Source organism: Allobaculum sp. Allo2, from assembly GCF_022701175.1.
GTDB lineage: Bacteria > Bacillota_I > Bacilli_A > Erysipelotrichales > Erysipelotrichaceae > Allobaculum > Allobaculum fili.
In genome coordinates this window covers 370,836-393,806 of the sequence record NZ_CP078088.1, presented here as the reverse complement: position 1 = coordinate 393,806, position 22,971 = coordinate 370,836, and the positions used below count along the sequence as shown (strand labels likewise).

Below are 22,971 nucleotides of genomic sequence, written 5' to 3'. Positions count from 1 at the left end.
TTCGAAGTTTCTGTAGTCAGAAAGCTTCAGCTTCTGTATGTTCATTCAATCTCAATCCGAATATTGCCGGTTTCTACGACATCACCCGAACGAAGCTTCTTTCCGCGTCGGTTTTCTGGCTCTGCGTTTACGAGCACTTCGTTCTGTGCCAGCCACGCTTTGATCTGCCCGCCGGAGTCAATGACATTGCAGGCTTTCAGCAGCTGCTGGAGGGTAATATATTCATCTTTCAGGTTAAACTTCATATTTGAACCTCACTTCAAGCTCAATTATATCAAAAAAGCCTTTATTTTCCACAGGACAGAGATCACCGCCGGAACATAGGGAAATACGATGAATCAAAAATTCAGCGTTACGGCCCTTTAAACGGCTTTTTGAGAAAGAATCCTTCGCATGGGGCACATATTGTGACTTTGAAGGGTGCAAATCGCTTCTCAAATTCGACAAGGCGGCGACGGGCCGCCTCGTTTTCTGGAAAAAGGCCTTTTCTAAGCCTTTTGAGCGCCTTCCAGGTCTGCATGCGAACGGATGACGTTCGGCTTAGCGGACGCTTTCGATTTTCCTGTGAAAAAAAACGAGCCGGTGCTCTGCAGCATGCAGCATCGGCTCGTTTTTTGTATGGACAGAAATAAATCGTCGTATGAAAAATGCAGGAAACAGGAAACGCTAGACGTTGCTGCGCATGGCGACAAAGAGCAGTTCGAGGAAGGGTCATCCGGGAGGGTGATGTAGAGCGGTTTGAGTTCGCCGCTTAGTCCGAGATTGAATTTTTCATGATCCTTAATCGCCCGCAGACCATTGATCATCAAACTCGCGTTAAACGCGATATTTCCCGACTCTCCATCCATCTCCATCTTTTCAATATTCTGGCGGCAGGATCCGAGCGTACTGGAAAGAACTTCGACAAACGTCTGATCCGGAGTATAGGTCATGCGTACTGGAATGACGGAAGAATCCGAAGTCTGCGCGCCCGTATAAATGATCGAACGGCTCATCATGCCTTCGAACTCATTCGTATCGAGAATCATATGGGTTGTCGGATGCGTCTGCAAAATCCGGTCGCAGTCGGGGAATACGCCGTCGTAGAGCGTCGTCTGCAAAAGCAGATCGTCCTTGACGAACTGAATGCGCTGACGGTCGAGATATACATCGCATTCGCCTTCGCTTCCAAAAAGCGAAGCCACGAGACTGATGGCTTTGACCGGGATGTTCGCCTGGGCGGACGCATCGGTCTGTACCGGTACAATTTTGCGGGCCATCGCCAGCGTATTGGTCGCCGTCGCGATCAGTTTATGGTCATTGATGCGCAGGTTGACGCCGTTGAGATAGACACGCGGGCTGTTGGTTGCCGCCGCAAAGGCTACCTGACGGGAAATATCCTGCAGCGCATGAATCGGCAGCGTCAGATGCTTCGCCGGCTGCGTGAGATTGGGATCCGGGTATTCGCTGGGGGCGCGCCCAAACAGTTCGAATTTGGAATCGGAAGGCCCATTAAAGCGAATCAGCGTATCGTCGATCGATTCGACGTGCAGGATATCGCCGTTCATGCGGCGGGTCAGTTCGATCAGAGCGGAGCAGCGAATGATAATGGATCCGCGCTCTTCAATGACGAGCTGGTTTTTCTCATCGGGAGAAATGACGACCTGAATAGCCAGATTGGAATCGGATCCGGTCAGAACAATATAGTCCGGAAACACCTGGATCAGAACGCCGGTCAGCGCGATGGTCGGGGAAACCGAAGGAATGGCGTGTGCAACCGTCGCGAGCTTGTCGGCAAAGTATGAACGATTAATGGAAAAACGCATGAGAAAGTTCCTTTCTTCTTCTCTTATTAAAGAATAATAACAATAAGGAATGCCCCAGACGGGGATAACTCAAAGCTTTATACGAAAGATAAAGGAAAAAACGGAAAATCGGGGCGGGGATTGTCTGTGGATAACCCGCAAAGGCCGGGGATAACCCCAAAAACGGTGGATTACCCGCTGATTTTCTTTCGGAGCGTATCTACAGCCTCTTTCCAGGCTGGATCGGAATCGATCAGCTTGCGAACGCGGGAACAGGACGAAGAAATCGTCGTATGATCGCGTCCGCCGATTTCCTTGCCGATGGCGGAATAGGAAATCCCCAGCAGATCGCGCATCAGATAAATGCAGATCTGTCTGGCCTGCACAATTTTTTCTGGCGGCTTTTGCCCTCGAGATCCTGGTACGAAAGACCGTAATGACGGATGACCGCTTTCTTGACGGTTTTCGGACTGAGCTCTTCGGTCGGGGCCACAGCCGGCTCATCGCGCAGAACGCCCATCGTGAATTCCATCGTAATGGAAGGCGGATCAAAAGGGTCGCGTTGAATAAAAGACGGTTGAGCACGCCCTCCAGTGCGCGGACGTCATGCGAATAGCTGACGGCCAGAAAATCCAGAACATCTTCATCGATGGGCTGCACCTGTTCGTGCCCGTCGAGTTTCTTTTTCAGAATCAGTTTGGCCGTTTCCGTGCCCGGTTTTTGATGCTTACGGTAAGACCGGACTGAAAGCGGCTGATCAGACGCTTCGTCAGCGTCGGAATTTCCGAAGGATGCACGTCGGATGTCAGAATAATCTGCTTATTTAAACGTATTAATTCATTGAAGACGGTAAAGAACACTTCCTGGCAGGACGCACTGCGCAGGTTCTGGATGTCATCCACCAGAAAAAAGTCGCAGTCGATCAGCTGAGCCTTGACCACATCCACCGCATTGGAAGAGGGGTTTTGGAGCGCATCGCTTCCAGCATGAGGCTGACCAGATCGCCCGCATAAAAATAATTGACCTTGCATTCCGGCCGGTGAACGGCGAGGTAGTTGCCCACCGCATTCAGCATGTGCGTTTTGCCCAGACCGGAACTGCCGTAAATCAGCAGGGGGTTGAAGCGGTTTTCCCGTGTGACCAGCCGGCAGGCAGCCAGCGCTTCCTGGTTGCTGGGGCCGGAGACAAAGGAATCAAAAGTATACGCCTTGTCAAAAGGGCGGTCTACCAGCTTATTGGTTCGAATTTTCAGCGCTTCGTCCGGCATCATCTGCTCCATCTCCCGCTGGGAAATGAGTTCGATCTGAAGCGTCGATCCCCAGATCTGGGAAAGAGTATCTTCAAACAGCGACAGATTATCCTTGATCAGATTGGAAGCAATGATATTTCGATAGGTCAGGTAGGCCTTTCCGTTCTCGATTTTAAATAGCGAAGTCTTTGAGATCCATGTAAGTGTGCTTTCGTCGAAATACTGGCTGGTGCGAATCATCGAAAGCGTCTGATCCCAGTACTGATTGATCGAGGAATCCATATTGAATCCATCCTTTCCACCTGGATGTTTATCATAACCGATTTTATTCCATTCGGGACGTGTGGCTATTCGCATTATCCCCTGTTTTTGGGGGATAACTCTTTGGCACACCTAGAAACGGAAAATTATCCCCAATGGGGACAATGGTGGATAACTTCAGCAAATTGTGCAGAGCCCGCAGGCTGTATCCCCGCCCAGGCTGAATCCAATCCTCCATAGCTAAAGGAGAAATCCGAGTTATCCCCATGGGGATTGTGCGCAACATTCCCTTTCCGGGGATATCTTTTCGGGGACAGCGCGGGGATAACCAAAATGCACAGGGGAAAGCACGCAAAGAATCTCCCAGTTTCGGGGAATTGTCCTCATTGCTTTGAAACGCGGGGAAAAGGGATGGGGACAGGATGTGGATAACCTGTGGATAACTGGGGGATAACGCGCATATCCCCGAAAAGCGGGGATTTTCCCTGGATTTACGGAAAAAAGCCGCTTTTCCAAAGGCAGTCCCCGTTTTTGACGAAATCCTGCACAATCCCCGCAAACGGTGGATAACGGGGATAACCCGAAGAAGGCCCCAACCGGAAGATGCGGGTATGAAAACAGAGGGAGAACTGCCATACGCTCCCAGTCCGTAATCGAACCGTCCCCGCTTTCCACCCAGACGGGGATAACTGCAAGTCACGCCGATTCAGGGCGGACGAACCAGACCATCGCAAAAAAGCCGCAGACGAATCTGCGGCTTTTAAACATCATCTGAACAGACAGTTCCAGAAAGAGGAGAGGGGAAAGAAAGAATGGAAGACTGCATCTGGAAAAGAGACAGGCGGATAAGAAACGGGGATAAGAAACAGGGAGAGACAGGGAAAAAGAAGGCTGTGCGGATGCATGGAGATCCGGCTGGATCGAGAACCGAAAGAAGAGCAGAACGAACAGCGGCGAGAATACTGCGCTGAAAATATACAGATAATAAAAGCTGAAAATATACAGATAATAAAAAAATATACAGATAATAAAATAGGAATCGGGACGAAGCAGAAATGCTGACAATCCACAGAAAAGAAGATCACCGCTGTATTTTCGGGTGCAGGCAGGACCTGCCGGGGTCTGTGGGGGAAGAATCCGAAAAAAGGCGAAAAAGATTGGAAAAACCGCCTGTTTACAGGTGATTGCGCGTGTCGTTTCTGTTATCCTTGTTTACAGATTGCCACGATACAGGATCGCTGCTGTTTAGCGGTGAACAGATAGGAATCGATCAAGCTGCGCAATCCATTTTTCTTTTATATTTCGCATGAATGAAAAGGACCTTTAAGAAAATCACCCCTGAAACGGCTTCGTGCGCGTTGACATCCTTTTTCATCATGATATAGTGACATGCGCAATTAATAAGAAAATAAGAATCACTCTTATAGAACGAAAGGAATTGAGTCGACATGAAACGTACTTATCAGCCAAGTAAAATCAAACACCAGAGAACTCACGGCTTCCGCGCTCGTATGGCTACCAAAGGCGGACGCAAAGTATTAGCAAGAAGAAGAGCTAAAGGCAGAAAGGTTTTATCCGCTTAATAAATCACCTGCAAAGGTGATTTTTTCTCTGTCTGAGTCAATGAAGAAACATCAGAGAATCCTTAAGAATGCAGAGTTCTCATCCATCATTTCCAAACGGAAGTCCTTCGTCTGCCCGGCCATGATTGTGTATACGGCGCCGAAAAAGGAAGAACATGCCCGTGTTGGGATCAGCGTCGGCAAGAAAGTTGGAAAAGCGGTTGTCCGCACCCGTGTAAAACGCCAGCTTCGCGCGCTGATCGATTCTGTATTCACCTTTGACGAGATCGTTTGATTCCATTGTTATTGTCCGCCCTGCCTTTTTAAAGATGGATTACGAACAGAGACACAAGATGCTCTCTGAACTGCATGAGCGGGCCCGCCTAAAATACGAAAGAGGATCCCATGAAAAAATCGCTTCTTGAAAAATCACGGATTCTGTTTCTGTGCGTACTGGTATCCCTGGGTCTTGCGGCCTGTTCCAACCCGCGAGGATCTGACGGAAAAACCAAACTCGACCAGATTATTGCTCTTAACCAAGAGACCATTAATAAGGAACAGGTCAACATTTCCGAAATCACGGATGAAGATCTGAAAGCCGAAGTCGAATCTTCAGAATCAGAAACAGTAACTATTGAACCCACCAGCTGGTCCTCCTCCTGGAAGAGAGGATGGTTTGACGGTCTGATCGTCTGGCCGATCGCCCAGCTGATCAACCTGTTTGCCAGCTTTACCGATGCCGGCTGGGGCATCATCCTGGCAACGCTCCTGATCCAGCTGCTCATTTTTGCGTTCACGTTCCGTTCGCAGATTTCCCAGCAGCGCATGCAGGAAATCCAGCCGGAAATGACGCGCCTGCAGGCCAAATACGAAGGCAAGAACGACGAACGTTCGAAAATGCTGATGGCGCAGGAAATGCAGAAGCTTTACAACGATAACGACATTCATCCGTTCGGAAGCATGCTCGTTATGTTCATTCAGCTGCCTGTCATGATGGGTATGTTCTACGCCACCATGCGTGCGGCAACGACCGTATACGGCTCCTTCATGGGCATGCCGCTGTCGGAAACGCCGCTGGCCGGTTTTCAGCATCTCGACTGGGGCATCATGACCGTCTACATTCTGATGATCGTCATGTCCATCCTGCAGATGCAGATTCCGAAATGGCTTGGCAAGCTGGATGTAAAAACCGGCCGTGTCAAAGCCCAGAAGGAAGAACCGAAAGCGGGCGGCATGATGGCCAACACCATGAACATGACCATGTACATGACGACGGCACTGATCGCCTTCATGTATATTTCCTGGCCGATTGCGATGTCCTTCTACTGGCTAGTTTCGTCCATTATCCGTGCCTTCACCAGTGTTCTCAGCCACTACATTTCGCTGAATCAGAGAGAAAAACGTGAAAAAGAAGAAAGAGTACGCGATACCGAAGGCATTCTGAAAAACAGAAAGAAGCAGGGATAGGAAAGTATGGAATTTGATCGTTTTCCGGGAAAACTCTCGATGAGGCTCTCGCCGCTGCCTGCAATGCGAAAAATGCGGCTGTTGAAGAACTCACGTATACCGTTGTAGAAGAAAAGTCTGGCTTCCTCGGTCTCGGTCGGACGATCACCATTGAAGCCTGGGCCGAAAGCGACATTATCGTTTTCCTTCACGACTACATTCAGACCTATTTTGACAACGCCGAAATGGATGGAACCGTCTCGATCAGAACTCGATGACACCGGCTTCTATCGTATTTCTGTCGATACGAACGCCAATGCGGTTCTGATCGGACGTCAGGGAAGAACGCTTCAGGATTTCACCGTCCTCGTTCGTTCCGCGGCCAGCGCGGTCTTCAAGAAACATATCCGTCTGATGATCGACGTCAACAGCTATAAGGAAGAGCGCTACGAAAAAGTCGCACGCATGGCGATCCGCGTTGCCCGTGACGTACGCCGCACGAAAGTGGACGCGGTTCTTGAACCGATGCCTGCCGATGAAAGAAAAGCCGTTCATAACGCCCTGAGCGATATGGATGACATTTCCACCAAGTCGCATGGCGAAGGACCGGAACGCCGTATTCATATTCTGTATACGCCCGGAAAAGTCAGCGAGCCCGCTGAATAATCCGATTTACGCCAAATGAATTCCGAAAGAAAAGGGATTGCTTCCCCTTTTTTGTGCAGATTCGAAAGCAGCAGGAAAAACGACAGGAAACAGGAAAAGGACAGAGAAAATCAGAAAGGCAGAAATCCGTTTCTGGATTTCTGCCGTATACAGAACTCTTTTTCCTTTTAAAATTCTTTGTCTTCCGGACTCAGAATATACTCCAGCGATCCGCGCAGCCGCTGATCCATGGCGATCATCCGCTCTTTCCCGATGAATTCTGGATTGTAGCCCAGCGTCAGAAGGATATCTTCCGGCGTGGCATGGCGTGTGCGCAGGCGCACATACATCAGACAGAACACCTGGGTGAATTCGATGGTATCGTTTGTCACGCGCTGGGTGTACGGATTGCCCTGAAGCGCAATAATCTGTTCCAGCGTAAATCGCTTGTTTGGCATTTCTTCACCTCTTTCATACATTCATGCATGAATAGTGTTTAAACAGTCAGCTGACATTCTGATTATATCGAAGTACATTTAAATCAATGTCTATAAAGACCGAAACCGTGGTCTTTTTCTGTTTCATGACTATTTCAAATTCTGTTAAAGTTATAACTAATTTATTTATAAAAGAATACTGTCTTCAAAAGACAAGACGGTATGGGGAATAAATGGACAGAACTTCGTTTTCAATCCGGATCGCAGGCAGAGGTGCTGGCATTCATCGATTTGACAGGGTTTGTCTTCAATCTGGCAAAAGCGAATTTTCATGTATTCCATGGGAAAAAGCATAAGATAGGAACATCGAAAACGAAGCCGAAACAGGAAGCAGAAACAAGCCGAAGCACAGCGCAATTTGCGCAGCAAGCGGATCTTTGTATCGTGCCGGATCCCGGCAAAAGGAGAAATTTATGAAACTGATTGTCGGCCTGGGAAATCCAGGCGAAAAATATTCGCGTACCCGGCACAATGCCGGGTTTATGGTCATGGACCGGCTGGCCGAAAAAGCCGGCGTGGAGATCAATAAAAACAAATTTGAAGCCCAGTACGTCAAAACCCGCATCAAGGGGAAGACGTTATTTTGCTGAAGCCGATGACGTATATGAACAACTCCGGCTTCGCCGTTCGCGCCTGCATGGACTTTTTCAAAATTGAACCGAAGGATCTTCTGGTCATTTATGACGATCTTGATACCCGGTAGGCGCCATCCGTCTGAAGCCGTCCGGATCCGCCGGCGGTCATAACGGAATGAAAAGCGTAATCAGCGCGGCGATGGGACAGGATTTTGACCGGATCCGCGTCGGCATCGGCCGGGATCCGAAAATTAAGATTATTGATTATGTGCTGACCCGCTTTCGCGCTGATGAAATGGACGATCTGAACGCGGCGATTGATCAGGCGGTCAAAGCGGCCTGGTTTTCCATTGATCACGGCTTTACCCAGGCGATGAATCGCTACAACGTGAAGCCGAAAAAGAAAAGAGCGACCCGGAAGCCGAAAAGCTCGCCGCCGCGCTGAAAAAGCAGAACGCGCAGACGTTCCATTCCGGAAAAAGGATGTTCTTTATCAGGAAGAGACCGGCCGGAGTCTTTCGGACTCTGCCATCGCCGAGCAGCTGAAAAAGAAGCGCTCGCCGCACAGGAAGCATCTCAGAATGCATCCGCTTCGTATACCTATCAGAGAGAAGAAACACTGGATAGACAGAATAAATCCGAACAGTAAGGAGTAAGGCCATGCTTTCCGACCAGAATATCAATCCCATTCTGAATTACATCGAAGCCAATCCCGTTACAAAGGAAATGATGTCGATTCATGGAAATGTCGGCAACCTCGGGGAGATGGAAGAAGCGCTGCTTCTGGCCGCTGCTTTCCTTCAGGATGGAAAAACACGCATTGTTGTGAAGAAAAATAAGTACGAAGCCCAGCAGCTGTACCGTCGTCTGGCGATGCTGCTGCAGGAAGTCGTACTTTTCGTCATGGATGAGTCTCTGCGTCTGCAGGCGATCGCAGCGTCTCCCGAAGAGAGGGAAGGCCAGCTGTCCGCTCTCGTGCAGATGCGTCAGGACTTTCAAAAATCATCATTACCAATACCGCTGCCTACACCCGCTTTCTGCCGGATGTGAACTACTTTGACGAAAGCTGCCTGACCATTCGTACCGGGCAGACGCTTTCTCGAAAGCGCTCATGGAGCATCTGCTGTGTATCGGCTATGCGCACGTCAACTACGCGCAGACCCCGGAAGCTTTGCTTCCCGCGGCGGCATTCTCGATGTTTACTCGCTGAATTACCCGGATCCGATCCGTATCGAATTTTTGATACGGAAATCGACTCCATCCGCTTCTTTAACCCGGATACCCAGCGGACGATCCGCGCCACTGATGAAGCGGTGCTCGTTCCGGCCAGCGATATTTTGTTCAGCGACGAACAGATTGAAAAACTTAAGGAAATTTTGCCGGTCAAACTGGAAGAACAGCTGAAACGCACAGATCCGGCGGGGCAGGAATTTTTACGGGATGCGATCGAAAAGGATCTGGAAGCGATCGAAACGCACGATCCGCAACCTCATCTGTACCGCTACTACGCTTGGCTCGACAGCGCCTCCGTTCTCGATTATGCGCCGGACGCGATGACCGTATTCTCCACAGTGGAAGGCGTAGAAGAAAACGCGAAAAAGACTGTGCAGGATAACGTGCAGTTCATGCAGGAAGAAGTCGAAGATTTCCACGCGCTGCCCAGATACATCCTGTTTCATGATCTGTACAAACTCGAAAAGAAGTCCGAGCCGCTCAAAATTCATACGTTCCTGGATCACGATCATCCCGTCCAGTCGGGAATTGAAAACATCGACGCTCCGGGTCTGAACTACCGGCAGTGGGTTCTTGAAGAAGCCAGAAAGGACAATGTCTATTTTGCGCTCGAGCGCGAAGACGTCGATCTGCTTAAGGAAAAGATCGATATTTCTTCACTGAAGCTGACCGATCCGATTTTTTATCAGGGCTTTCGGACCCCGGATTATATGGTGTATACGCGCCGTGAAATTTTCTCGCATCTGAACCGTAAAGTGCCGTATCAGAAGACGTTCTCCCGTTCGAATGCGCTCAATAACATTATGGAACTTGAGGCCGGCGACTATATCGTCCATGCGGAATACGGAATTGGACAGTATATCGGCGTGGAAACCCGCGAGCAGAACGGAGTCAAGCAGGACTATCTGCACGTTATGTACCGCGGCAACGAAAACCTCTTCGTTCCGCTTTCTCAGTTCCAGCTGATCCGCAAGTACGTGTCCAAGGACGGTGCAGTCAAGCTGTCCAAGCTGGGCACCGGCGAATGGGAAAAGACGAAAAGAAGGTTAACCAGAAAGTCGAAGAAATCGCCGGGCGTCTGGTCGAACTGTATGCCGCCCGTACGGAAGACATTGGATTTGCGTTCCCGAAAGACGACGCGCTCGAGCGGGAATTTGATGAATCGTTTGAATACGAATCCACGCCCGACCAGCTGCAGGCAACGGCGGAAATTAAAGCCGAGATGGAAAAGGCCAAGCCGATGGACCATCTGCTGATCGGCGACGTCGGGTATGGAAAAACCGAAGTGGCCATGCGCTGTGCCTATAAGGCGATCTGCGCCGGCAAGCAGGTGGCGTTCCTTTGCCCGACTACCATTCTTTCCATGCAGCACTACCAGACGCTTTTAAAGCGTTTTGAACCGACCGGAGCGCGCATCGCGCTGGTCAACCGCTTCATTTCCACAAAGGAAATGAAAAAGATCCGGGAAGATCTGGCAAACGGACAGATCGATATTGTCGTCGGTACGCACCGGCTGCTGTCCAATACCGTCAGCTTTAAGGATCTTGGCTTTCTGATCATTGACGAAGAGCAGCGCTTTGGCGTTCGTCACAAGGAAAAAATCAAGGAAATGAAAAACTCGATCGACGTGCTGGCGCTTTCGGCTACCCCGATTCCGCGGACGCTGCAGATGTCGCTGATCGGCGTTCGCACCATTTCCCAGCTGACCACTCCGCCGGCGCACCGTCATCCGATCCAGACGTACGTTATGGAAGAGCGCGGTCCGGTAGTGGAAGAAATCATTCAGCGCGAGCTTTCCGCAGCGGCCAGGTGTTCTTTTGCACAACCGTGTCGAAGACATTTACCTCAAGGCGCATGAGCTTCAGCAGAAATTCCCGGATATTTCCATTGGCGTTGCCCACGGAAAAATGAGCCGTGAACAGATTGAAGACGTCATGACAGAATTTGCGCGCGGTAAATATCAGGTGCTCGTCTGCACGACGATTATCGAAACGGGACTCGATATCGCCAACGCGAACACGATCATTATCGAAAACGCAGACCGTTTCGGTCTGGCCCAGCTGTATCAGATTCGCGGCCGTGTTGGCCGACGGGAAAAACTGGCGTACTGCTATCTGCTTGTAACGCCGGACAAGCAGCTGAGCGAAGAGTCGACGAAGCGTCTGAAATCGATCAAGGAATTCACGCAGCTCGGTTCCGGTTACAAAATCGCGATGCGCGATTTGACGATCCGTGGTGCCGGCGACATGCTTGGTCCAAAACAGGCTGGATTTATCGATTCCGTCGGTCTCGATCTGTACCTCGACATGCTTTCCGATGCCATCGCCCGCAAGAAGGCAGCCGCGGGTCAGCCGGTCGATGAAGAACTGAAAGAAGCCGAAGAAACGGCGGAAGCCGACAGCGCCAGAAGCGCGAATGTGCAGATTCAGGGCTATATTCCGGAAAAATTCTCGGATAACGACGGCGACAAGCTGGCGCTCTACCAGGAAATCCGGGCCATTCGCACCGAAAAGGAACTCGAAGACTTTGAATTCCGAACGGCCGACCTGTTCGGAAAAATTCCAAAGGAAGTGCAGGCTCTGTTCGATGCCAAGCGCCTCGATCTGTTCGCTTCGCGTCCAGGCGTCGATGAAGTCAGCGAACAGAACAGCCGGATTCAGATTGTCATGAGCGCATCCTGGAGCCGGAACGAAGACGGCCTCAAGCTGTTTGAAGCCATGAACGCTCTTTCCAAGGAAATCGCGCTCACCTTCAAAAATGGACGAATTCAGGTCAGCCTGCCGAAAAAGAAAAACTATATGGCTCAGCTCAAACAGGTGATTTCGGTCCTGTCCGATCCGCTCTTTCGAAAGGGGTAAACCATGAGACTTGATAAATATCTGAAAACCGCGCGCATTCTCAAACGCCGCGAAGCCGCTAAGGAACTTGCCCTTCAAAAACGCATTCAGCTCAACGGACGCACGGCGAAACCGTCGAGCGAAGTCGAAGAAGGCGATGTGATCTGCATGGAGTTTGGCAACCGGCTTCTGGAAGTGAGGGTGCTCGATACGCCGAAACAGGCGTCCAAGGAAAAAGCGCTTCTGATGTTTGAAGTGCTGCGCGAAGAGAAAAAGACTATGATGCGCCGGCTGAATGAGACGCGCGTTTTGCGCGATCCCGTCCACGGCTATATCCATATTGATCTGCAGGTCATCTGGAAGCTTCTCGACGCGCCGGAATTTCAGCGTCTGCGCCGCATTCATCAGCTAGGGGCGTTATGGCGGTTTACCATACCGCGGAACATTCCCGCTTTTCCCACTGTCTGGGCGTGTATGAAATCTGCCGGCGCATTCTGAACGAAGTGCCCGGCGTGACGGATACGCTCGATGAATTCGAACAGACCGCGGCGCTTTGCGCGGCGCTCCTGCACGATCTGGGTCACGGACCGCTTTCGCACAGCTATGAGGCGATCTCCCATATTCACCATGAGGCCGTTACGTGCCGTCTGATTACGAACCCCGAAGGCGAAGTGTATAAAATTCTGACCGGGGAAAATCCGAAACTGCCCGCCATGGTGGCTGCCATTCTGGAGCATCGATCCGGCTGCGCGCTTCTGGAAGATCTGATCAGCTCGCAGCTCGACTGCGACCGCATGGACTATCTGCTTCGCGACGCCTACGAAACAGGAACGAGCTACGGCCGCTTCGATCTGGAACGCATACTGCGTACTCTGCGTGTGAAGGACGGCCGTCTGTGCATTAAAAAAGCGGCGTCCATTCGGTCGAAGACTACATCATGGGCCGCTATCAGATGTACTGGCAGGTGTATCTCCATCCCGATGCGTTTGGCTACGATCTGCTCGTTCAGGCTTTCTTTGGGCGCTATGCCAGACTGCGTCAGGAAAACTTTGAAGAATACGGATCGAAAGCGCTCGAGCCTGTATTTGATCAGCCCTTTGATCCGGAGCGCTTTCTGGAGTTGGACGATTACGTTCTGATCAGCGAAATCGGAGCGGCGAAATCCGCCAAGGATCCCATTCTTGCCGATCTGGCCCATCGCATATGTGATCGGCGTCTGCCGCGCTGGGAAAACGAAGCTAGTCCCGAGCGAATCGAAGCCATTCGCGAAAAGACGCGAAAAGCGAGTTTTGATCCGGATTACTATGTTCATCTTAAACCGATTCGACTGGAAGAATTTCTGCCGTATCAGGAAGAGCAGTCCAAGCCGATTCTCGTTCTTGACCAGGAGAGACTGCTTCCGCTTTCGGACTGTTCGGTGGTGGTGCGGTCTTTGCTGGAAATGAAAAATCCCCAGCAGATCCGTGTGTATTTCCCCAAGGAAGTCCACACCGCTTCTTCGTAAACGCCGCCTGTATTCGGACGGCAAGCCTGTCTGGCATACCTGTTGAGTCTGTCTTTTCCTGTTTTCTGCAGCGGTCCTTCTTCCCGCGAGAAAACGGGATTTTGCGCAGAGGGGCAGACGAGGCGCGTATGGGCGGATTTTCACGATGAATAAAGCCGGAGAGATGGGTAATCCGTTGAAAAGAAGAATCTGTATGTTAAACTTTTCTTCGCTATGAAAAGTCAAGCCGCTTTATGCGAACTCACTGCGAAAACCGAGATTTTTAAAGGAGAAGCGGAGTTTGAAGAAAGAACAAAGGAATTTTTGTCACCATGGAAGCCGAGGACTGTCACTGCGTCTGGAAAATTCTTCCGAAAGGCATTGTGATTGAAAATCAGCAGGAAGCGCTGAGCGTGCTTTCCCTGTTTGATTCCGGCAAGGGCCGGGTGCGAATTTTCAGCGAATTCGGCGAACTGGAAGCCGTCTTGAGCGATGTGCGCATTGTCCGCGAACCGCATCGGATTCTGGTGAGCTACAAAATTGAAGAAGAAGCTGAATTTCAGTTTGAACTGCAAAGCGAAGACTTCTGTTTTATCGAACACGAACCGGCTGCCCCTCAGGGCGGAACGGATGACATAAAACTGGCATGAAGGAGTGAACAATATGTCTGCTATGGATCTGCAGCTGGCCAACGCTCTGGCGTCCGCCGCAAAAAGCCTGGGATCTGAGCCTGGAGCCCGGGAAATTACCATTGAAATTCCCAAACGAAAAGAACAGGGCGAGTATGCGACAAACCTGGCGATGAAGCTGGCGCGTACCCTCCGCAAAAAGCCGCTGATTATTGCGCAGGAACTGGTTGCTGCGCTCGATGACGATTCCATCGAAAGCGCCGAAATTGCCGGACCCGGCTTCATCAACTTCACGATGAAAAAGATCAGTATTCCCGCGTCATCCCGACGATTCTGGAAAAGGAATCGGAATACGGACAGTTTGAACCCAACGGCATCCGCGTGAATCTCGAATACGTTTCCGCCAACCCGACCGGCGATCTGCACCTTGGTCATGCCCGCGGCGCGGCGTGGGGCGATTCCGCTTCGCGCGTTATGAAGAAAGCCGGCTATGACGTAACCCGCGAATACTATGTCAATGACGCAGGAAACCAGATTGCCAATCTGGCGCAGTCCTATGGGCCCGCTATGCGCAGGCGCATGGCCAGGAAGCCGAAATCGGTCAGGACGGCTACATGGGCGAAGACGTTAAAGTCAAAGCCGAAGAAATTGCCCGCGAGCACCCGAATGTCTATCTCGAACCGACGAAGGAAACCCTCGATTTCTTCAGAAAAGAGGGAATTGCCTACGAGCTGGACAAGATCCGTCATGACCTGGACCGCTTCCGTGTTCACTTCGATGTATGGACTTCCGAACAGGCTTTACGCGACGCTGGAAAAGTGGACACGGCTCTTGAGATTCTGGAGCGAAACGGTTATACCTATGAGCAAGACGGGGCACTCTGGTTTCGCACAACGGACTTTGGCGACGACAAAGACCGTGTTCTGCGCAAGCAGGATGGTTCGCTGACGTATCTGGTTCCGGATATCGCCTACCATAACGACAAGTGCGAACGCGGCTTTGACAAGCTGGTCGATTTCTTTGGTGCCGACCATCACGGCTATATTCCTCGTTTAAAGGCATCCATGGCCGCTATGGGAAATGACCCGGATAAACTGGATGTGGATATCATTCAGATGGTTCGTCTGGTCCGCAACGGGGAAGAAGTCAAGATGTCCAAGCGTTTAGGAAATGCCTGGACGATCATGGACCTCGTCGATCTGGTTGGCGTGGACGCAGCCCGCTACATTTTCAGCAGCAGAGCCCTCGACAGTCATCTCGACTTCGACCTGGATCTCGCCGTTGCTCAGTCCAACGAAAACCCGGTTTACTATGCGCAGTACGCGCATGCACGAATCTGTTCGATTCTGAAAGCCGCTCAGAGTGAAAACTATCCGACCGTACAGTCTTATGAAGGCCTCGTTCACGAGAAGGAAATTGATCTTCTCAAAACTCTGGCTCAGTATCCGAACGTCATCGAACAGACCGCTCGCACCCGACAGGTTCACAAGATTTCGCATTATATTCAGAACCTCGCTTCGAAGTTCCACAGCTTTTATTCCGCATGCAAAGTCAACGACCCGTCTAACCCCGAACTCAGCGCTCAGCGTCTTGGTCTGCTGCAGGCAACCCGCATTGTGCTGGCCGACGCTCTGAGTCTGATTGGTGTATCCGCACCTGAATCCATGTAATTTGTGATCACGAGGAGATAATCGTATGAAAAAATCTATGATCGATAACGCGTTCGACATTTTAACCGATGAAAAGAAGCCCATGCAGTTCATGGACCTCTGGCACATCGTAGAAGAGAGAATGGGATTTACCCCTTCTCAGGCCGATGACAACATCGCACAGTTTTACAGCGACCTGTCCATTGACGGCCGCTTCGCTTCCCTGCCGAAAAACACATGGGACCTGCGTACGCGTCAGACCGTAGCATCGACGGTTGTGGATACAGATTCGCTCAGCGTTGAGGACGAAGAAGACTTCGTTCCGGCTGACGATGACGAAACAGAAGAAGAAGTCGTCGAAGAAACAGAATCGGAAGAAGAATAGTCTTCTCGAACTCTTCCGACCTTCGCCTGCCGACAAGAGTAAATCAGACCGGCATTCGAAGAAAACATACAGATCAGATAAATAAACGGAGCTGCTCTTCCACCTGAGAAGAACAGCTCCGTTCTTTATGTTTCCTGTTTTAATAAGCAAAGCCGGTGCGGCTTTCTGTAAGAGCCTCCGGTTTTTGCGGATCTATCTGGCTGCCGATTCTAAGATCGAGTTGGCTTCGTCTGCGTCTTTTGAAAGCTCTTCTCGCCGCTGTCGGTAAGAATGTCGCTGCGGTCGGTGAGCAGATCGGTCGGTTCTACGGTGACTTCAATCGTATAGCCGTCTACTTTTCCGGAAAGCCGGAGAATATCGGTCAGCGCGGATTTGGCGTTGCTTTCCGCGGCTTCAATGGCTCCGTTGGAAAGCATTTCTTCTTCCTGCTTTGACTTTTCCACTTCAAGATTGTCATAGATTTCTTCAGCGGTCAGCGGATTGAAGATGTTGTTGCTCGCGTCATACACTTCGATCGATCCTGGATCGATTTCGTTGGAAAGAATCTGAATGGCCGGGCAGTGCACATGAATGATTTTGTTTTCTTCGTCCGTGTCGACTTCAATCTTCTTTCCGTTGATGCCAAGCAGGGCTTTTCCCTGGAACGTATAGAGCAGCCGTTTTCCGGTAAAGGGGATGTTCCATTCCTGAAACTGCTTGGCCCCTTCAATTTTTCCAATGCCGGTGTAGTAGTTGTAGCAGGTCACAATGTCGTTGGACTCTGCGAAAACATTGGAAAGGGTTGTCGACTTCTGCTCGTACCGGTCTGTAACCTGAAAAAATTTCGTAAGGCCGACGCCTGCGACCAGTCCGACAGCCAGAATGACCAGCATGAGAACGGCGTTAAAACTGAGAGAATGCTTTTTCCGCTTGCGGGGCATTTTCCCTGCGGAGTTCTCGTTCGTACTTCTGGTACGTGCGGATTCGGCACCGCTTTTTCCCGATTCGAAGAATTGTTTTTACTGGATCTGACATATCTGCTTTCGCCTCCTTAACTGTCTGTCTCTATAAAATTGAGGGATGCAGGGAAACAGGAATTGTAAGATATGAGAAAAATGGGCGCCTGTTCTTTGCCTGCAGCGTTTTGCATCTTCCAAGCAGGTGAATGCGTAGTTATTATACTTGAAAAGAAAATGTAACGCTTTAGGAAAAAATTAAGAAAAATAAGCAAATTCTGAGCACAAACCGAGAAAATGACGATAACTAAATCGTATTTTAATAGATTAAATTTTGAAAGCGGTGACAAAAACCGCAAGGATTATGGCCTAAAAGTCCGCTTTGTTTGCGAATAAAAAGCCTCCTGTACAAGGATAGTCTCCTGCGGTTTGCCTCTCGGCGGCAAATCTCGTATATTTTCCTGACCGGCCGGCTCTGGAAAAACGGGCTTTGTTCTCCGTCAGGGGCCCAGATTGCCCGGCCTAATCCGGATGGGTATACTGAATTTATGAATAAAGACTCTTTTAAAAACGAACTGGCTGCCAAAGGACTGAATCTGTCCGCAGAACAGCTCGGTCAATTTGAAACGTATCTTCACCTGATTCAGGAGTGGAATCAGAAAATGAATCTGACCGCCATTACCGATGACAGTGAAATCTGGCAGAAGCATTTTTACGACTCCGTTGTCCCGTTTTTACATACATCGTTCCAGACGCTCTGCGACGTCGGTTCCGGTGCCGGCTTCCCCGGCATTCCTTTAGCCATTGCCTGGCCGAATCGTTCTTTTGTTTTAGTGGAACCGCTCGCCAAGCGCTGCCGTTTTCTGAATGAAGTCAAAACCAGCTTCATCTGGATAACGTAGAAATCGTCAACGCGCGGGCCGAAGACTTTGTGAAGGAGCATCGCGAACAGTTTGACGCGGTTTCGGCACGTGCCGTCGCGCGTCTTTCGATTCTGCTCGAGCTCTGCGTCCCGCTGGTGAACGATTCCGGTACCTTTATCGCGCTCAAAGGCGCAAATGGAAAAGAAGAGCTCAAAAATGCGGCTCCGGCTTTAAAGGCGCTGCCGGTTGTGCTCGACCATGAAGAAGAATTTGAACTGGGCAACGATGAAGGAACCCGCATCAATTTTTATTTTAAAAAGACGGGAGAAGTTCCCGCAAAATATCCCCGTCCGTACGGAACGATTAAGAAAAACCGCTCGAGGTGACGAATGGCTAAAATTATCGCAATTTCCAATCAGAAAGGCGGTGTCGGAAAAACGACGACCGCCATCAATCTGTCCAGCGCCCTGTCCTATCTGGGCTTGGACGTCCTGCTGGTGGATTTCGATTCGCAGGGAAACGCCTCGCAGGGGCTCAATGCGGTGAAGTCCAATCAGCAGCCGACCATTTACAACGTCCTGCTTGAAGAATATCCCGTTCGCGATGCGATCGTGCATGGCGAAAAGACGAATATCGATATCCTTCCGGCCAACATTTCGCTGGCCGGTGCCGATCTGGTCATGGATCGACTGAAAACCGGAAAGGAACAGCTGCTGAAAAACGTTCTGGATCCGCTGCGCGACGACTACGATTTCATCATCATCGACTGTCCGCCTTCACTCGGCCTTCTCAATACGAACGCCCTGACGGCGGCCGACAGCGTTCTGATTCCGGTACAGTGCGAATACTACGCGCTGGAAGGTGTGACGCAGCTGCTGCTGACGATCCGCCTGGTTCAGAAGACCAGCAACCCCAATCTGAGCATTGAAGGCATTCTGATGACGATGTTTGACTACCGTACCCGCCTTTCGGTCGATGTTTCTCAGGAAGTTCGCCAGACGTTCGGCCGTCTGGTCTATCAGAATTCCATTCCCCGCAACGTTAAGCTTTCCGAAGCGCCCAGCCGTGGCGTATCCATTTTCGAATACGATACAAAGTGCAAGGGGCCAAAGCCTATGCGGCTCTGACCCGCGAAATGCTGCACATTGAAGAGGTAGATGAAGCATGAGTAAAGACAGCAGTCATCTCGGCAAAGGCCTCTCTTCGATTTTCGGCGGCGATATCACACAGATGCTCGACGACATCCAGAACGGACAGAATCAGCCGGCCGCCCAGGTCAGCGAACCGCTCCGCCTTCCGCTCAGTCAGATTCGCCCCAATCCATATCAGCCGCGAAAAGTCTTTGATCAGACCGCGCTCGAAGAACTGGCTGCTTCCATTGCCGAACACGGCGTTTTCACGCCGGTTCTGGTCAAGAAAAGCATTTCGGGCTACGAACTGATCGCCGGTGAACGCCGTTTGCGCGCCAGCCGTCTGGCCAATCAGGAGACGATTCCGGCCATTATTGTGGATTTCGATGATCAGCAGATGATGGAAATTTCGCTGCTGGAAAACATTCAGCGCGAAAACCTGAATGTCATTGAAGAAGCCAAAGCCTATGATCAGCTGATCAAAAGTCTGCATTACACCCAGGAACAGCTGGCTGCCCGTGTCGGCAAAAGCCGTGAACATATTGCCAATCTGCTGCGTCTGCTTAAACTCCCGGACGAAGTGTCTCAGATGGTCGTCGACAAAAAGCTGTCCATGGGTCATGTCCGCGCCCTCCTTCCCTTAAAGGAAAAAGCAAAATGACCCGGCTCGCGCACGATGCGTTTGAACAGGGCTGGTCCGTTCGTACGATGGAATCCAAAGTCCGTCAGGTCATCGAGCAGAAAGACGCTCACGAAAGAAAAAATGCGGATCTGGATCCAGACGGGGAAGAAACAAAAGAAGAAAAAGAGAAAGCCCACAAGGAAAGTCTCTTTATTCAGGAAGCCGCAAATCAGCTGGAAGGCTACTTCCAGACTTCGGTAAAAATCCGCGCCCATTCCATTGATATTCATTTCGAAGACAATAACGATCTGACCCGGATTCTTGAACTTCTTTCGCTGACCGAAACCGAAGAAGAGTAATTCCCGAGAAAAATTGAAAACAAAAACCAGAAAAGAAAGCTCTGACCGACTGGAAAACCTCCAGATCCGGTCAGAGCTTTCTCGTTTTCTTCCGTTTTCCCTTCTTTTTACGACATGCGGGTAGAAATCTGTTTTCGACTGTGGTTAACTCGGTATGAACAGACAGAAAGGCCTGGTGAGAGGATGAATTCTATTTCCTGCAAAGTACGTTAATCCAAGCATGTTCCTGATCTGTTTTGTCATGGCCGGATGGCGCAATGACATTTTGTATCGGACTGTGCCTGGAAGCAGGAAACCATCCACTGTCCGGTCTAAATATTTGAATTGCCTGTTTTTTTGAACAGGCAGACTATGAATTCTTTTTATGACTTGCAAGACCGCGGGAGATTTCCTGCGGTCTTTTGCGAGTTCGGAATGTTTCAAATTCGCCTGTGTAAAAGTTTAAGGAGGAATGCATATGTCTATGATTCAGATTCGTGATTTGACGTTCAGCTATGAAAATGGGGCTGAACCGGTATTTGAACATTTCAATGCGGATCTTGATCCCCGCTGGAACCTGGCGCTTTGTGCACGAAACGGCCGGGGAAAAACGACACTGTTGAGACTTTTGCTGGGAGAACTGCAGGGATCCGGTACCATTTCTTCCCCGTGGAATTTGCGTACTTTCCGTGTCCAGTATCGGAAGAAGAACAGCTGGTCGCGGATGTGCTGCAGGAAATTGCCCCGCAGCCACAGCAGTGGGAATTTGTCCGGGAGCTGAATGCCCTCAAGCTGGATGAAGATATTTTGTGGAGGATTTACTCGACCCTTTCCTATGGCGAGAAAACAAAAGTACAGCTTGCGGCTCTCTTTTTAAACGAAGGAAAGTGTCTTCTGATTGATGAACCGGCCAACCACCTGGATACCGTCGGCCGTCAGGTTCTTTCTGCCTATCTGCACGATAAGCATGGCTTTATTCTGGTCAGTCATGACCGTGTACTGCTCGATGGCTGTACGGATCATGTGCTGGCCATCAACCGGTCGAGCGTAGAACTGGTCAAAGGAAGCTATTCAAGCTGGAAATCCGATTTCATCAGCCGGCAGAATACGGAAGATGCCCGCAACACCCGTCTGAAAAAGAAATTTCCGCCATGCAGAAAAGCAGTCGGCAAAGCGCCGACTGGTCAGGTCGCATTGAAGCGTCCAAATACGGAAACGCTCCAGTTGACCGCGGCTTTATCGGTCATCGGGCAGCCAAGATGATGAAGCGTTCGAAATCGATTGAACGCCGCCGCCAGAAAGCCATCGAAGAAAAATCCGCTCTGCTTCAGGATTTTGAAGAGAGCGAATCGCTTCGTCTTTCGCCAAGGAACGATTTGCATGGCACCCTGATTTCGGCGCATGATGTGGTCTGCTTTTATGATTCCCGACCCGTCAACAAGCCGGTCAGCTTTCCCCTTCATGAAGGCGACCGCATTGTACTCGACGGCTCGAACGGTTCAGGCAAATCTACCCTTCTCAAACTGATCCGCGAAGGAGGAGTTACGTATACGGGCGAGCTGTTCAGTCCTTCTCGTCTGATCATTTCCTGGGTTCCGCAGGATTCTTCCTTTTAAAGGGAACGCTGCGCGAATTTGCGGAAGAATCGAAAATTGACGAAAGTCTGTTTAAGTCCATCCTGCGCAAGCTCGGATTTGACCGGACTCAGTTTGAAGTACGCATGGAAGATTTCTCAGCGGGGCAGAAGAAGAAAGTGCTGATTGCCCGCAGTCTGTGCGAAAGCGCGCATCTCTACATATGGGATGAACCGCTCAACTATATCGATATTGAATCGCGCGAGCAGATCGAAGCGCTGATTCAGGAATATCACCCAGCGATGCTGCTGGTTGAACACGATCTGGCTTTCCAGCATGCGGTTGCTGATGAAATTGTTCCGGTTGAAAAGCGGATCGCAGGACCAAAGAACAGGACTGATTTTGAATAACCGAAAATCGATTCCTGGAAAGCAAACCGGCTGGCGCATTTTGAAGCTGCGTCAGCTGGTTTTGTTTGATACGGAATGCGAACATCCGGAAGTTTCCGGCTTCAGGACAACAAGAACTGATTCCTTAATTGCTAGCCTGAAAATTACGGAAAACTCAGATTCCGGGATCGCCAGTATGGCGCCAGCGGTTCAGTAAAAAGCGGATGCGCAAAATCGTTTTATCCATGCCGTGTTCGGCCAGATAGGTCAGAAGATATCGGATCTGGCGTTCGGTGTCGGGATGAAAAACTGTGCTGGAAAGATTGTTTTCAAAATACTGCAGGGGACTGTCGTCTCGATACTTATCCTTGAGATACGTCTGGGAAGCGGCTGCGCGATCGCAGAACATCTCGACAACGTAGTTAAATTCCATCGCGCGAGGAACCATTCCGTGCGGTCCGTTATCCATCCAGAATTCCCAGTGATGCGGATTTCTTCCCTTGTGATGGAGCCAGGAAAAGGAATAGCCTTCTGTTTCCTTCTGGGCATTGATTGGGGAGCGGTAGCCCTGGTAATAGCGAAAGCCGGTTTTGAGTTCGACGGGAGTGTATTTGGACAGATCATGAAGCAGGCCCTGTTTATACAGGCCGCAGCGAAAACACAGTTCCATGACCCGAAGCTTATGATCGTTAATGGTAAGCAGATGACCTTTGATTTTTTCAAGCTGGTTCATAGTTTCATACTAGTGATCTGTCGGCGCGCGCGCAAACAGATCCTGATTCTCCAGTTCAAACCTGAGATCGAAATAATTACTTGCGTTCCAGAAAAATGGACTCTGTGCAGGCAAAGCCATATACAGAGTCTGGAAAGTTTGAAGATCTGAAA

General features: G+C 50.3%; 29 protein-coding genes and 6 pseudogenes. 26 read left to right on the top strand and 9 right to left on the bottom strand.

The features are described 5' to 3' along the window. Window positions 1–41 precede the first annotated feature (41 nt). From yaaA to KWG61_RS15810, 6 genes and pseudogenes are all read right to left on the bottom strand, one after another. The gene (gene yaaA / locus KWG61_RS02460) at window positions 42–245 is read right to left on the bottom strand and encodes a S4 domain-containing protein YaaA (RefSeq protein ID WP_230266964.1); all 204 of its coding nucleotides are present in this window, start codon (window positions 243–245) and stop codon (window positions 42–44) included. 243 nt (window positions 246–488) lie between these two features. Next, on the bottom strand, window positions 489–1,805 hold the full coding sequence (dnaN, locus tag KWG61_RS02455) for a DNA polymerase III subunit beta (protein ID WP_242744826.1): 1,317 nt from the start codon (window positions 1,803–1,805) through the stop codon (window positions 489–491). Window positions 1,806–1,975: 170 nt separating this feature from the next. Continuing rightward, on the bottom strand, window positions 1,976–2,140 hold the full coding sequence (locus tag KWG61_RS02450) for a helix-turn-helix domain-containing protein (protein WP_242745513.1): 165 nt from the start codon (window positions 2,138–2,140) through the stop codon (window positions 1,976–1,978). Continuing rightward, a complete protein-coding gene (locus KWG61_RS02445; RefSeq protein WP_242745757.1) occupies window positions 2,140–2,316 on the bottom strand; it encodes a hypothetical protein in 177 nt (58 codons plus the stop codon). Before KWG61_RS02445 ends, KWG61_RS02450 begins: the two co-directional genes overlap by 1 nt. 86 nt (window positions 2,317–2,402) lie before the next feature. Continuing rightward, a pseudogene (locus KWG61_RS15815) lies at window positions 2,403–2,815 on the bottom strand (DnaA/Hda family protein); the annotation flags it as partial. Then, a complete protein-coding gene (locus KWG61_RS15810) occupies window positions 2,707–3,315 on the bottom strand; it encodes a DnaA/Hda family protein (RefSeq protein WP_256460754.1) in 609 nt (202 codons plus the stop codon). The pseudogene KWG61_RS15815 and the gene KWG61_RS15810, both read right to left, overlap by 109 nt. Window positions 3,316–4,742: 1,427 nt before the next feature. Between KWG61_RS15810 and rpmH the strand changes: the two genes are divergently transcribed. From rpmH to KWG61_RS02415, 5 genes and pseudogenes are all read left to right on the top strand, one after another. Beyond that, window positions 4,743–4,877 carry a 50S ribosomal protein L34 gene (gene rpmH / locus KWG61_RS02435; RefSeq protein WP_230225730.1) on the top strand — a complete coding sequence of 45 codons (135 nt, stop codon included), beginning with the start codon at window positions 4,743–4,745 and terminating at the stop codon, window positions 4,875–4,877. Window positions 4,878–4,917: 40 nt separating this feature from the next. Further along, window positions 4,918–5,151, top strand: coding sequence for a ribonuclease P protein component (gene rnpA, locus KWG61_RS02430; protein ID WP_242744825.1), 234 nt, complete (start codon window positions 4,918–4,920; stop codon window positions 5,149–5,151). A 110-nt stretch (window positions 5,152–5,261) separates the two neighbouring features. Next, window positions 5,262–6,323, top strand: a complete 1,062-nt coding sequence (locus tag KWG61_RS02425) for a YidC/Oxa1 family membrane protein insertase (RefSeq protein WP_230266968.1) — start codon at window positions 5,262–5,264, stop codon at window positions 6,321–6,323. An 80-nt stretch (window positions 6,324–6,403) separates the two neighbouring features. Further along, window positions 6,404–6,580: pseudogene (locus KWG61_RS02420) on the top strand (protein jag); the annotation flags it as partial. Next, complete coding sequence (locus KWG61_RS02415; RefSeq protein WP_242744824.1) at window positions 6,552–6,968, top strand: R3H domain-containing nucleic acid-binding protein; 417 nt, start codon at window positions 6,552–6,554, stop codon at window positions 6,966–6,968. The pseudogene KWG61_RS02420 and the gene KWG61_RS02415, both read left to right, overlap by 29 nt. 167 nt (window positions 6,969–7,135) lie before the next feature. Here KWG61_RS02415 and KWG61_RS02410 read toward each other — a convergent pair whose 3' ends face one another. Continuing rightward, window positions 7,136–7,405: an HTH domain-containing protein gene (locus KWG61_RS02410; protein ID WP_230266970.1), complete on the bottom strand. Its 270-nt coding sequence runs from the start codon at window positions 7,403–7,405 to the stop codon at window positions 7,136–7,138. A 201-nt stretch (window positions 7,406–7,606) separates the two neighbouring features. On the opposite strand from KWG61_RS02410, the gene KWG61_RS02405 reads away from it, so the two are divergent. The 14 genes and pseudogenes from KWG61_RS02405 to rpoE all read left to right on the top strand — a co-directional run bounded on the left by KWG61_RS02405 (window position 7,607) and on the right by rpoE (window position 16,235). After that, the gene (locus KWG61_RS02405) at window positions 7,607–7,861 is read left to right on the top strand and encodes a hypothetical protein (protein ID WP_230266971.1); all 255 of its coding nucleotides are present in this window, start codon (window positions 7,607–7,609) and stop codon (window positions 7,859–7,861) included. Continuing rightward, a pseudogene (gene pth, locus KWG61_RS02400) lies at window positions 7,858–8,464 on the top strand (aminoacyl-tRNA hydrolase). Before KWG61_RS02405 ends, pth begins: the two are co-directional and overlap by 4 nt. 215 nt (window positions 8,465–8,679) lie before the next feature. Further along, complete coding sequence (locus KWG61_RS02395; protein WP_242744823.1) at window positions 8,680–9,069, top strand: hypothetical protein; 390 nt, start codon at window positions 8,680–8,682, stop codon at window positions 9,067–9,069. Then, window positions 9,066–10,508 (top strand): CarD family transcriptional regulator, encoded by a 1,443-nt coding sequence (locus KWG61_RS02390; protein ID WP_242744822.1) that lies wholly within the window; start codon window positions 9,066–9,068, stop codon window positions 10,506–10,508. Before KWG61_RS02395 ends, KWG61_RS02390 begins: the two co-directional genes overlap by 4 nt. Next, the gene (locus KWG61_RS02385; protein WP_242744821.1) at window positions 10,475–11,110 is read left to right on the top strand and encodes a DEAD/DEAH box helicase; all 636 of its coding nucleotides are present in this window, start codon (window positions 10,475–10,477) and stop codon (window positions 11,108–11,110) included. The genes KWG61_RS02390 and KWG61_RS02385 overlap by 34 nt, the downstream gene beginning before the upstream one ends. Further along, the gene (locus tag KWG61_RS02380; RefSeq protein WP_242744820.1) at window positions 11,070–12,110 is read left to right on the top strand and encodes a helicase-related protein; all 1,041 of its coding nucleotides are present in this window, start codon (window positions 11,070–11,072) and stop codon (window positions 12,108–12,110) included. Before KWG61_RS02385 ends, KWG61_RS02380 begins: the two co-directional genes overlap by 41 nt. A gap of 3 nt (window positions 12,111–12,113) precedes the next feature. After that, a complete protein-coding gene (locus tag KWG61_RS16935) occupies window positions 12,114–12,587 on the top strand; it encodes a S4 domain-containing protein (RefSeq protein WP_367614239.1) in 474 nt (157 codons plus the stop codon). Next, the gene (locus KWG61_RS02370) at window positions 12,560–13,228 is read left to right on the top strand and encodes an HD domain-containing protein (RefSeq protein ID WP_242744819.1); all 669 of its coding nucleotides are present in this window, start codon (window positions 12,560–12,562) and stop codon (window positions 13,226–13,228) included. Before KWG61_RS16935 ends, KWG61_RS02370 begins: the two co-directional genes overlap by 28 nt. Then, window positions 13,210–13,593, top strand: coding sequence for a hypothetical protein (locus KWG61_RS02365; protein ID WP_242744818.1), 384 nt, complete (start codon window positions 13,210–13,212; stop codon window positions 13,591–13,593). The genes KWG61_RS02370 and KWG61_RS02365 overlap by 19 nt, the downstream gene beginning before the upstream one ends. 311 nt (window positions 13,594–13,904) lie before the next feature. Beyond that, window positions 13,905–14,222 carry a hypothetical protein gene (locus KWG61_RS02360; RefSeq protein WP_242744817.1) on the top strand — a complete coding sequence of 106 codons (318 nt, stop codon included), beginning with the start codon at window positions 13,905–13,907 and terminating at the stop codon, window positions 14,220–14,222. A 13-nt stretch (window positions 14,223–14,235) separates the two neighbouring features. Next, a complete protein-coding gene (locus KWG61_RS02355) occupies window positions 14,236–14,586 on the top strand; it encodes a hypothetical protein (RefSeq protein ID WP_242744816.1) in 351 nt (116 codons plus the stop codon). Next, window positions 14,583–14,693, top strand: a pseudogene (locus tag KWG61_RS15805) (hypothetical protein); the annotation flags it as partial. The gene KWG61_RS02355 and the pseudogene KWG61_RS15805, both read left to right, overlap by 4 nt. Before the next feature lie 122 nt (window positions 14,694–14,815). Next, on the top strand, window positions 14,816–15,871 hold the full coding sequence (gene argS, locus KWG61_RS02350; RefSeq protein WP_256460753.1) for an arginine--tRNA ligase: 1,056 nt from the start codon (window positions 14,816–14,818) through the stop codon (window positions 15,869–15,871). Between the two features lie 25 nt (window positions 15,872–15,896). Next, window positions 15,897–16,235, top strand: a complete 339-nt coding sequence (rpoE, locus tag KWG61_RS02345) for a DNA-directed RNA polymerase subunit delta (protein ID WP_230266977.1) — start codon at window positions 15,897–15,899, stop codon at window positions 16,233–16,235. Window positions 16,236–16,444: 209 nt separating this feature from the next. Here the strand turns inward: rpoE and KWG61_RS02340 are convergent, their stop codons facing one another. After that, a complete protein-coding gene (locus KWG61_RS02340) occupies window positions 16,445–17,155 on the bottom strand; it encodes a DUF4230 domain-containing protein (RefSeq protein WP_242744815.1) in 711 nt (236 codons plus the stop codon). A gap of 563 nt (window positions 17,156–17,718) precedes the next feature. Between KWG61_RS02340 and rsmG the strand changes: the two are divergent. The 7 genes and pseudogenes from rsmG (at window position 17,719) to KWG61_RS16925 (ending at window position 22,107) form a co-directional block, all read left to right on the top strand. After that, window positions 17,719–18,419: pseudogene (gene rsmG, locus KWG61_RS16930) on the top strand (16S rRNA (guanine(527)-N(7))-methyltransferase RsmG). 3 nt (window positions 18,420–18,422) lie between these two features. Beyond that, window positions 18,423–19,201, top strand: a pseudogene (locus tag KWG61_RS02325) (ParA family protein). Next, on the top strand, window positions 19,198–19,824 hold the full coding sequence (locus tag KWG61_RS02320; RefSeq protein WP_242744811.1) for a ParB/RepB/Spo0J family partition protein: 627 nt from the start codon (window positions 19,198–19,200) through the stop codon (window positions 19,822–19,824). Before KWG61_RS02325 ends, KWG61_RS02320 begins: the two are co-directional and overlap by 4 nt. After that, window positions 19,821–20,144, top strand: coding sequence for a hypothetical protein (locus KWG61_RS02315; RefSeq protein WP_242744810.1), 324 nt, complete (start codon window positions 19,821–19,823; stop codon window positions 20,142–20,144). Before KWG61_RS02320 ends, KWG61_RS02315 begins: the two co-directional genes overlap by 4 nt. Before the next feature lie 648 nt (window positions 20,145–20,792). Continuing rightward, the gene (locus KWG61_RS16670; protein WP_305138084.1) at window positions 20,793–21,386 is read left to right on the top strand and encodes an ATP-binding cassette domain-containing protein; all 594 of its coding nucleotides are present in this window, start codon (window positions 20,793–20,795) and stop codon (window positions 21,384–21,386) included. Next, the gene (locus KWG61_RS16665; protein ID WP_305138083.1) at window positions 21,383–21,739 is read left to right on the top strand and encodes an ATP-binding cassette domain-containing protein; all 357 of its coding nucleotides are present in this window, start codon (window positions 21,383–21,385) and stop codon (window positions 21,737–21,739) included. The genes KWG61_RS16670 and KWG61_RS16665 overlap by 4 nt, the downstream gene beginning before the upstream one ends. After that, window positions 21,631–22,107, top strand: a complete 477-nt coding sequence (locus KWG61_RS16925) for an ATP-binding cassette domain-containing protein (RefSeq protein ID WP_367614314.1) — start codon at window positions 21,631–21,633, stop codon at window positions 22,105–22,107. Before KWG61_RS16665 ends, KWG61_RS16925 begins: the two co-directional genes overlap by 109 nt. Before the next feature lie 154 nt (window positions 22,108–22,261). On the opposite strand, the gene KWG61_RS02305 is transcribed toward KWG61_RS16925, so the two are convergent. Further along, window positions 22,262–22,819 (bottom strand): DUF5662 family protein, encoded by a 558-nt coding sequence (locus KWG61_RS02305; protein WP_230266983.1) that lies wholly within the window; start codon window positions 22,817–22,819, stop codon window positions 22,262–22,264. Window positions 22,820–22,971 lie beyond the last annotated feature (152 nt).

Excerpts from the sequence above, each read along its gene's own strand:
- KWG61_RS02450 (WP_242745513.1), bottom strand. The coding sequence starts at position 2,140 with ATGCGCGATCTGCTGGGGATTTCCTATTCCGCCATCGGCAAGGAAATC.
- rpoE (WP_230266977.1), top strand. The coding sequence starts at position 15,897 with ATGAAAAAATCTATGATCGATAACGCGTTCGACATTTTAACCGATGAA.
- KWG61_RS16665 (WP_305138083.1), top strand. The coding sequence starts at position 21,383 with ATGATGAAGCGTTCGAAATCGATTGAACGCCGCCGCCAGAAAGCCATC.
- KWG61_RS16935 (WP_367614239.1), top strand. The coding sequence starts at position 12,114 with ATGAGACTTGATAAATATCTGAAAACCGCGCGCATTCTCAAACGCCGC.
- rnpA (WP_242744825.1), top strand. The coding sequence starts at position 4,918 with ATGAAGAAACATCAGAGAATCCTTAAGAATGCAGAGTTCTCATCCATC.
- dnaN (WP_242744826.1), bottom strand. The coding sequence starts at position 1,805 with ATGCGTTTTTCCATTAATCGTTCATACTTTGCCGACAAGCTCGCGACG.
- KWG61_RS02405 (WP_230266971.1), top strand. The coding sequence starts at position 7,607 with ATGGGGAATAAATGGACAGAACTTCGTTTTCAATCCGGATCGCAGGCA.
- KWG61_RS02385 (WP_242744821.1), top strand. The coding sequence starts at position 10,475 with ATGGAAAAGGCCAAGCCGATGGACCATCTGCTGATCGGCGACGTCGGG.
- rpmH (WP_230225730.1), top strand. The coding sequence starts at position 4,743 with ATGAAACGTACTTATCAGCCAAGTAAAATCAAACACCAGAGAACTCAC.
- KWG61_RS02355 (WP_242744816.1), top strand. The coding sequence starts at position 14,236 with ATGTCTGCTATGGATCTGCAGCTGGCCAACGCTCTGGCGTCCGCCGCA.
- KWG61_RS02395 (WP_242744823.1), top strand. The coding sequence starts at position 8,680 with ATGCTTTCCGACCAGAATATCAATCCCATTCTGAATTACATCGAAGCC.
- argS (WP_256460753.1), top strand. The coding sequence starts at position 14,816 with ATGGGCGAAGACGTTAAAGTCAAAGCCGAAGAAATTGCCCGCGAGCAC.
- yaaA (WP_230266964.1), bottom strand. The coding sequence starts at position 245 with ATGAAGTTTAACCTGAAAGATGAATATATTACCCTCCAGCAGCTGCTG.
- KWG61_RS02340 (WP_242744815.1), bottom strand. The coding sequence starts at position 17,155 with ATGCCCCGCAAGCGGAAAAAGCATTCTCTCAGTTTTAACGCCGTTCTC.
- KWG61_RS02360 (WP_242744817.1), top strand. The coding sequence starts at position 13,905 with ATGGAAGCCGAGGACTGTCACTGCGTCTGGAAAATTCTTCCGAAAGGC.
- KWG61_RS02410 (WP_230266970.1), bottom strand. The coding sequence starts at position 7,405 with ATGCCAAACAAGCGATTTACGCTGGAACAGATTATTGCGCTTCAGGGC.
- KWG61_RS02320 (WP_242744811.1), top strand. The coding sequence starts at position 19,198 with ATGAGTAAAGACAGCAGTCATCTCGGCAAAGGCCTCTCTTCGATTTTC.
- KWG61_RS02425 (WP_230266968.1), top strand. The coding sequence starts at position 5,262 with ATGAAAAAATCGCTTCTTGAAAAATCACGGATTCTGTTTCTGTGCGTA.
- KWG61_RS02445 (WP_242745757.1), bottom strand. The coding sequence starts at position 2,316 with ATGGAATTCACGATGGGCGTTCTGCGCGATGAGCCGGCTGTGGCCCCG.
- KWG61_RS02305 (WP_230266983.1), bottom strand. The coding sequence starts at position 22,819 with ATGAACCAGCTTGAAAAAATCAAAGGTCATCTGCTTACCATTAACGAT.
- KWG61_RS02315 (WP_242744810.1), top strand. The coding sequence starts at position 19,821 with ATGACCCGGCTCGCGCACGATGCGTTTGAACAGGGCTGGTCCGTTCGT.
- KWG61_RS15810 (WP_256460754.1), bottom strand. The coding sequence starts at position 3,315 with ATGGATTCCTCGATCAATCAGTACTGGGATCAGACGCTTTCGATGATT.
- KWG61_RS02415 (WP_242744824.1), top strand. The coding sequence starts at position 6,552 with ATGGAACCGTCTCGATCAGAACTCGATGACACCGGCTTCTATCGTATT.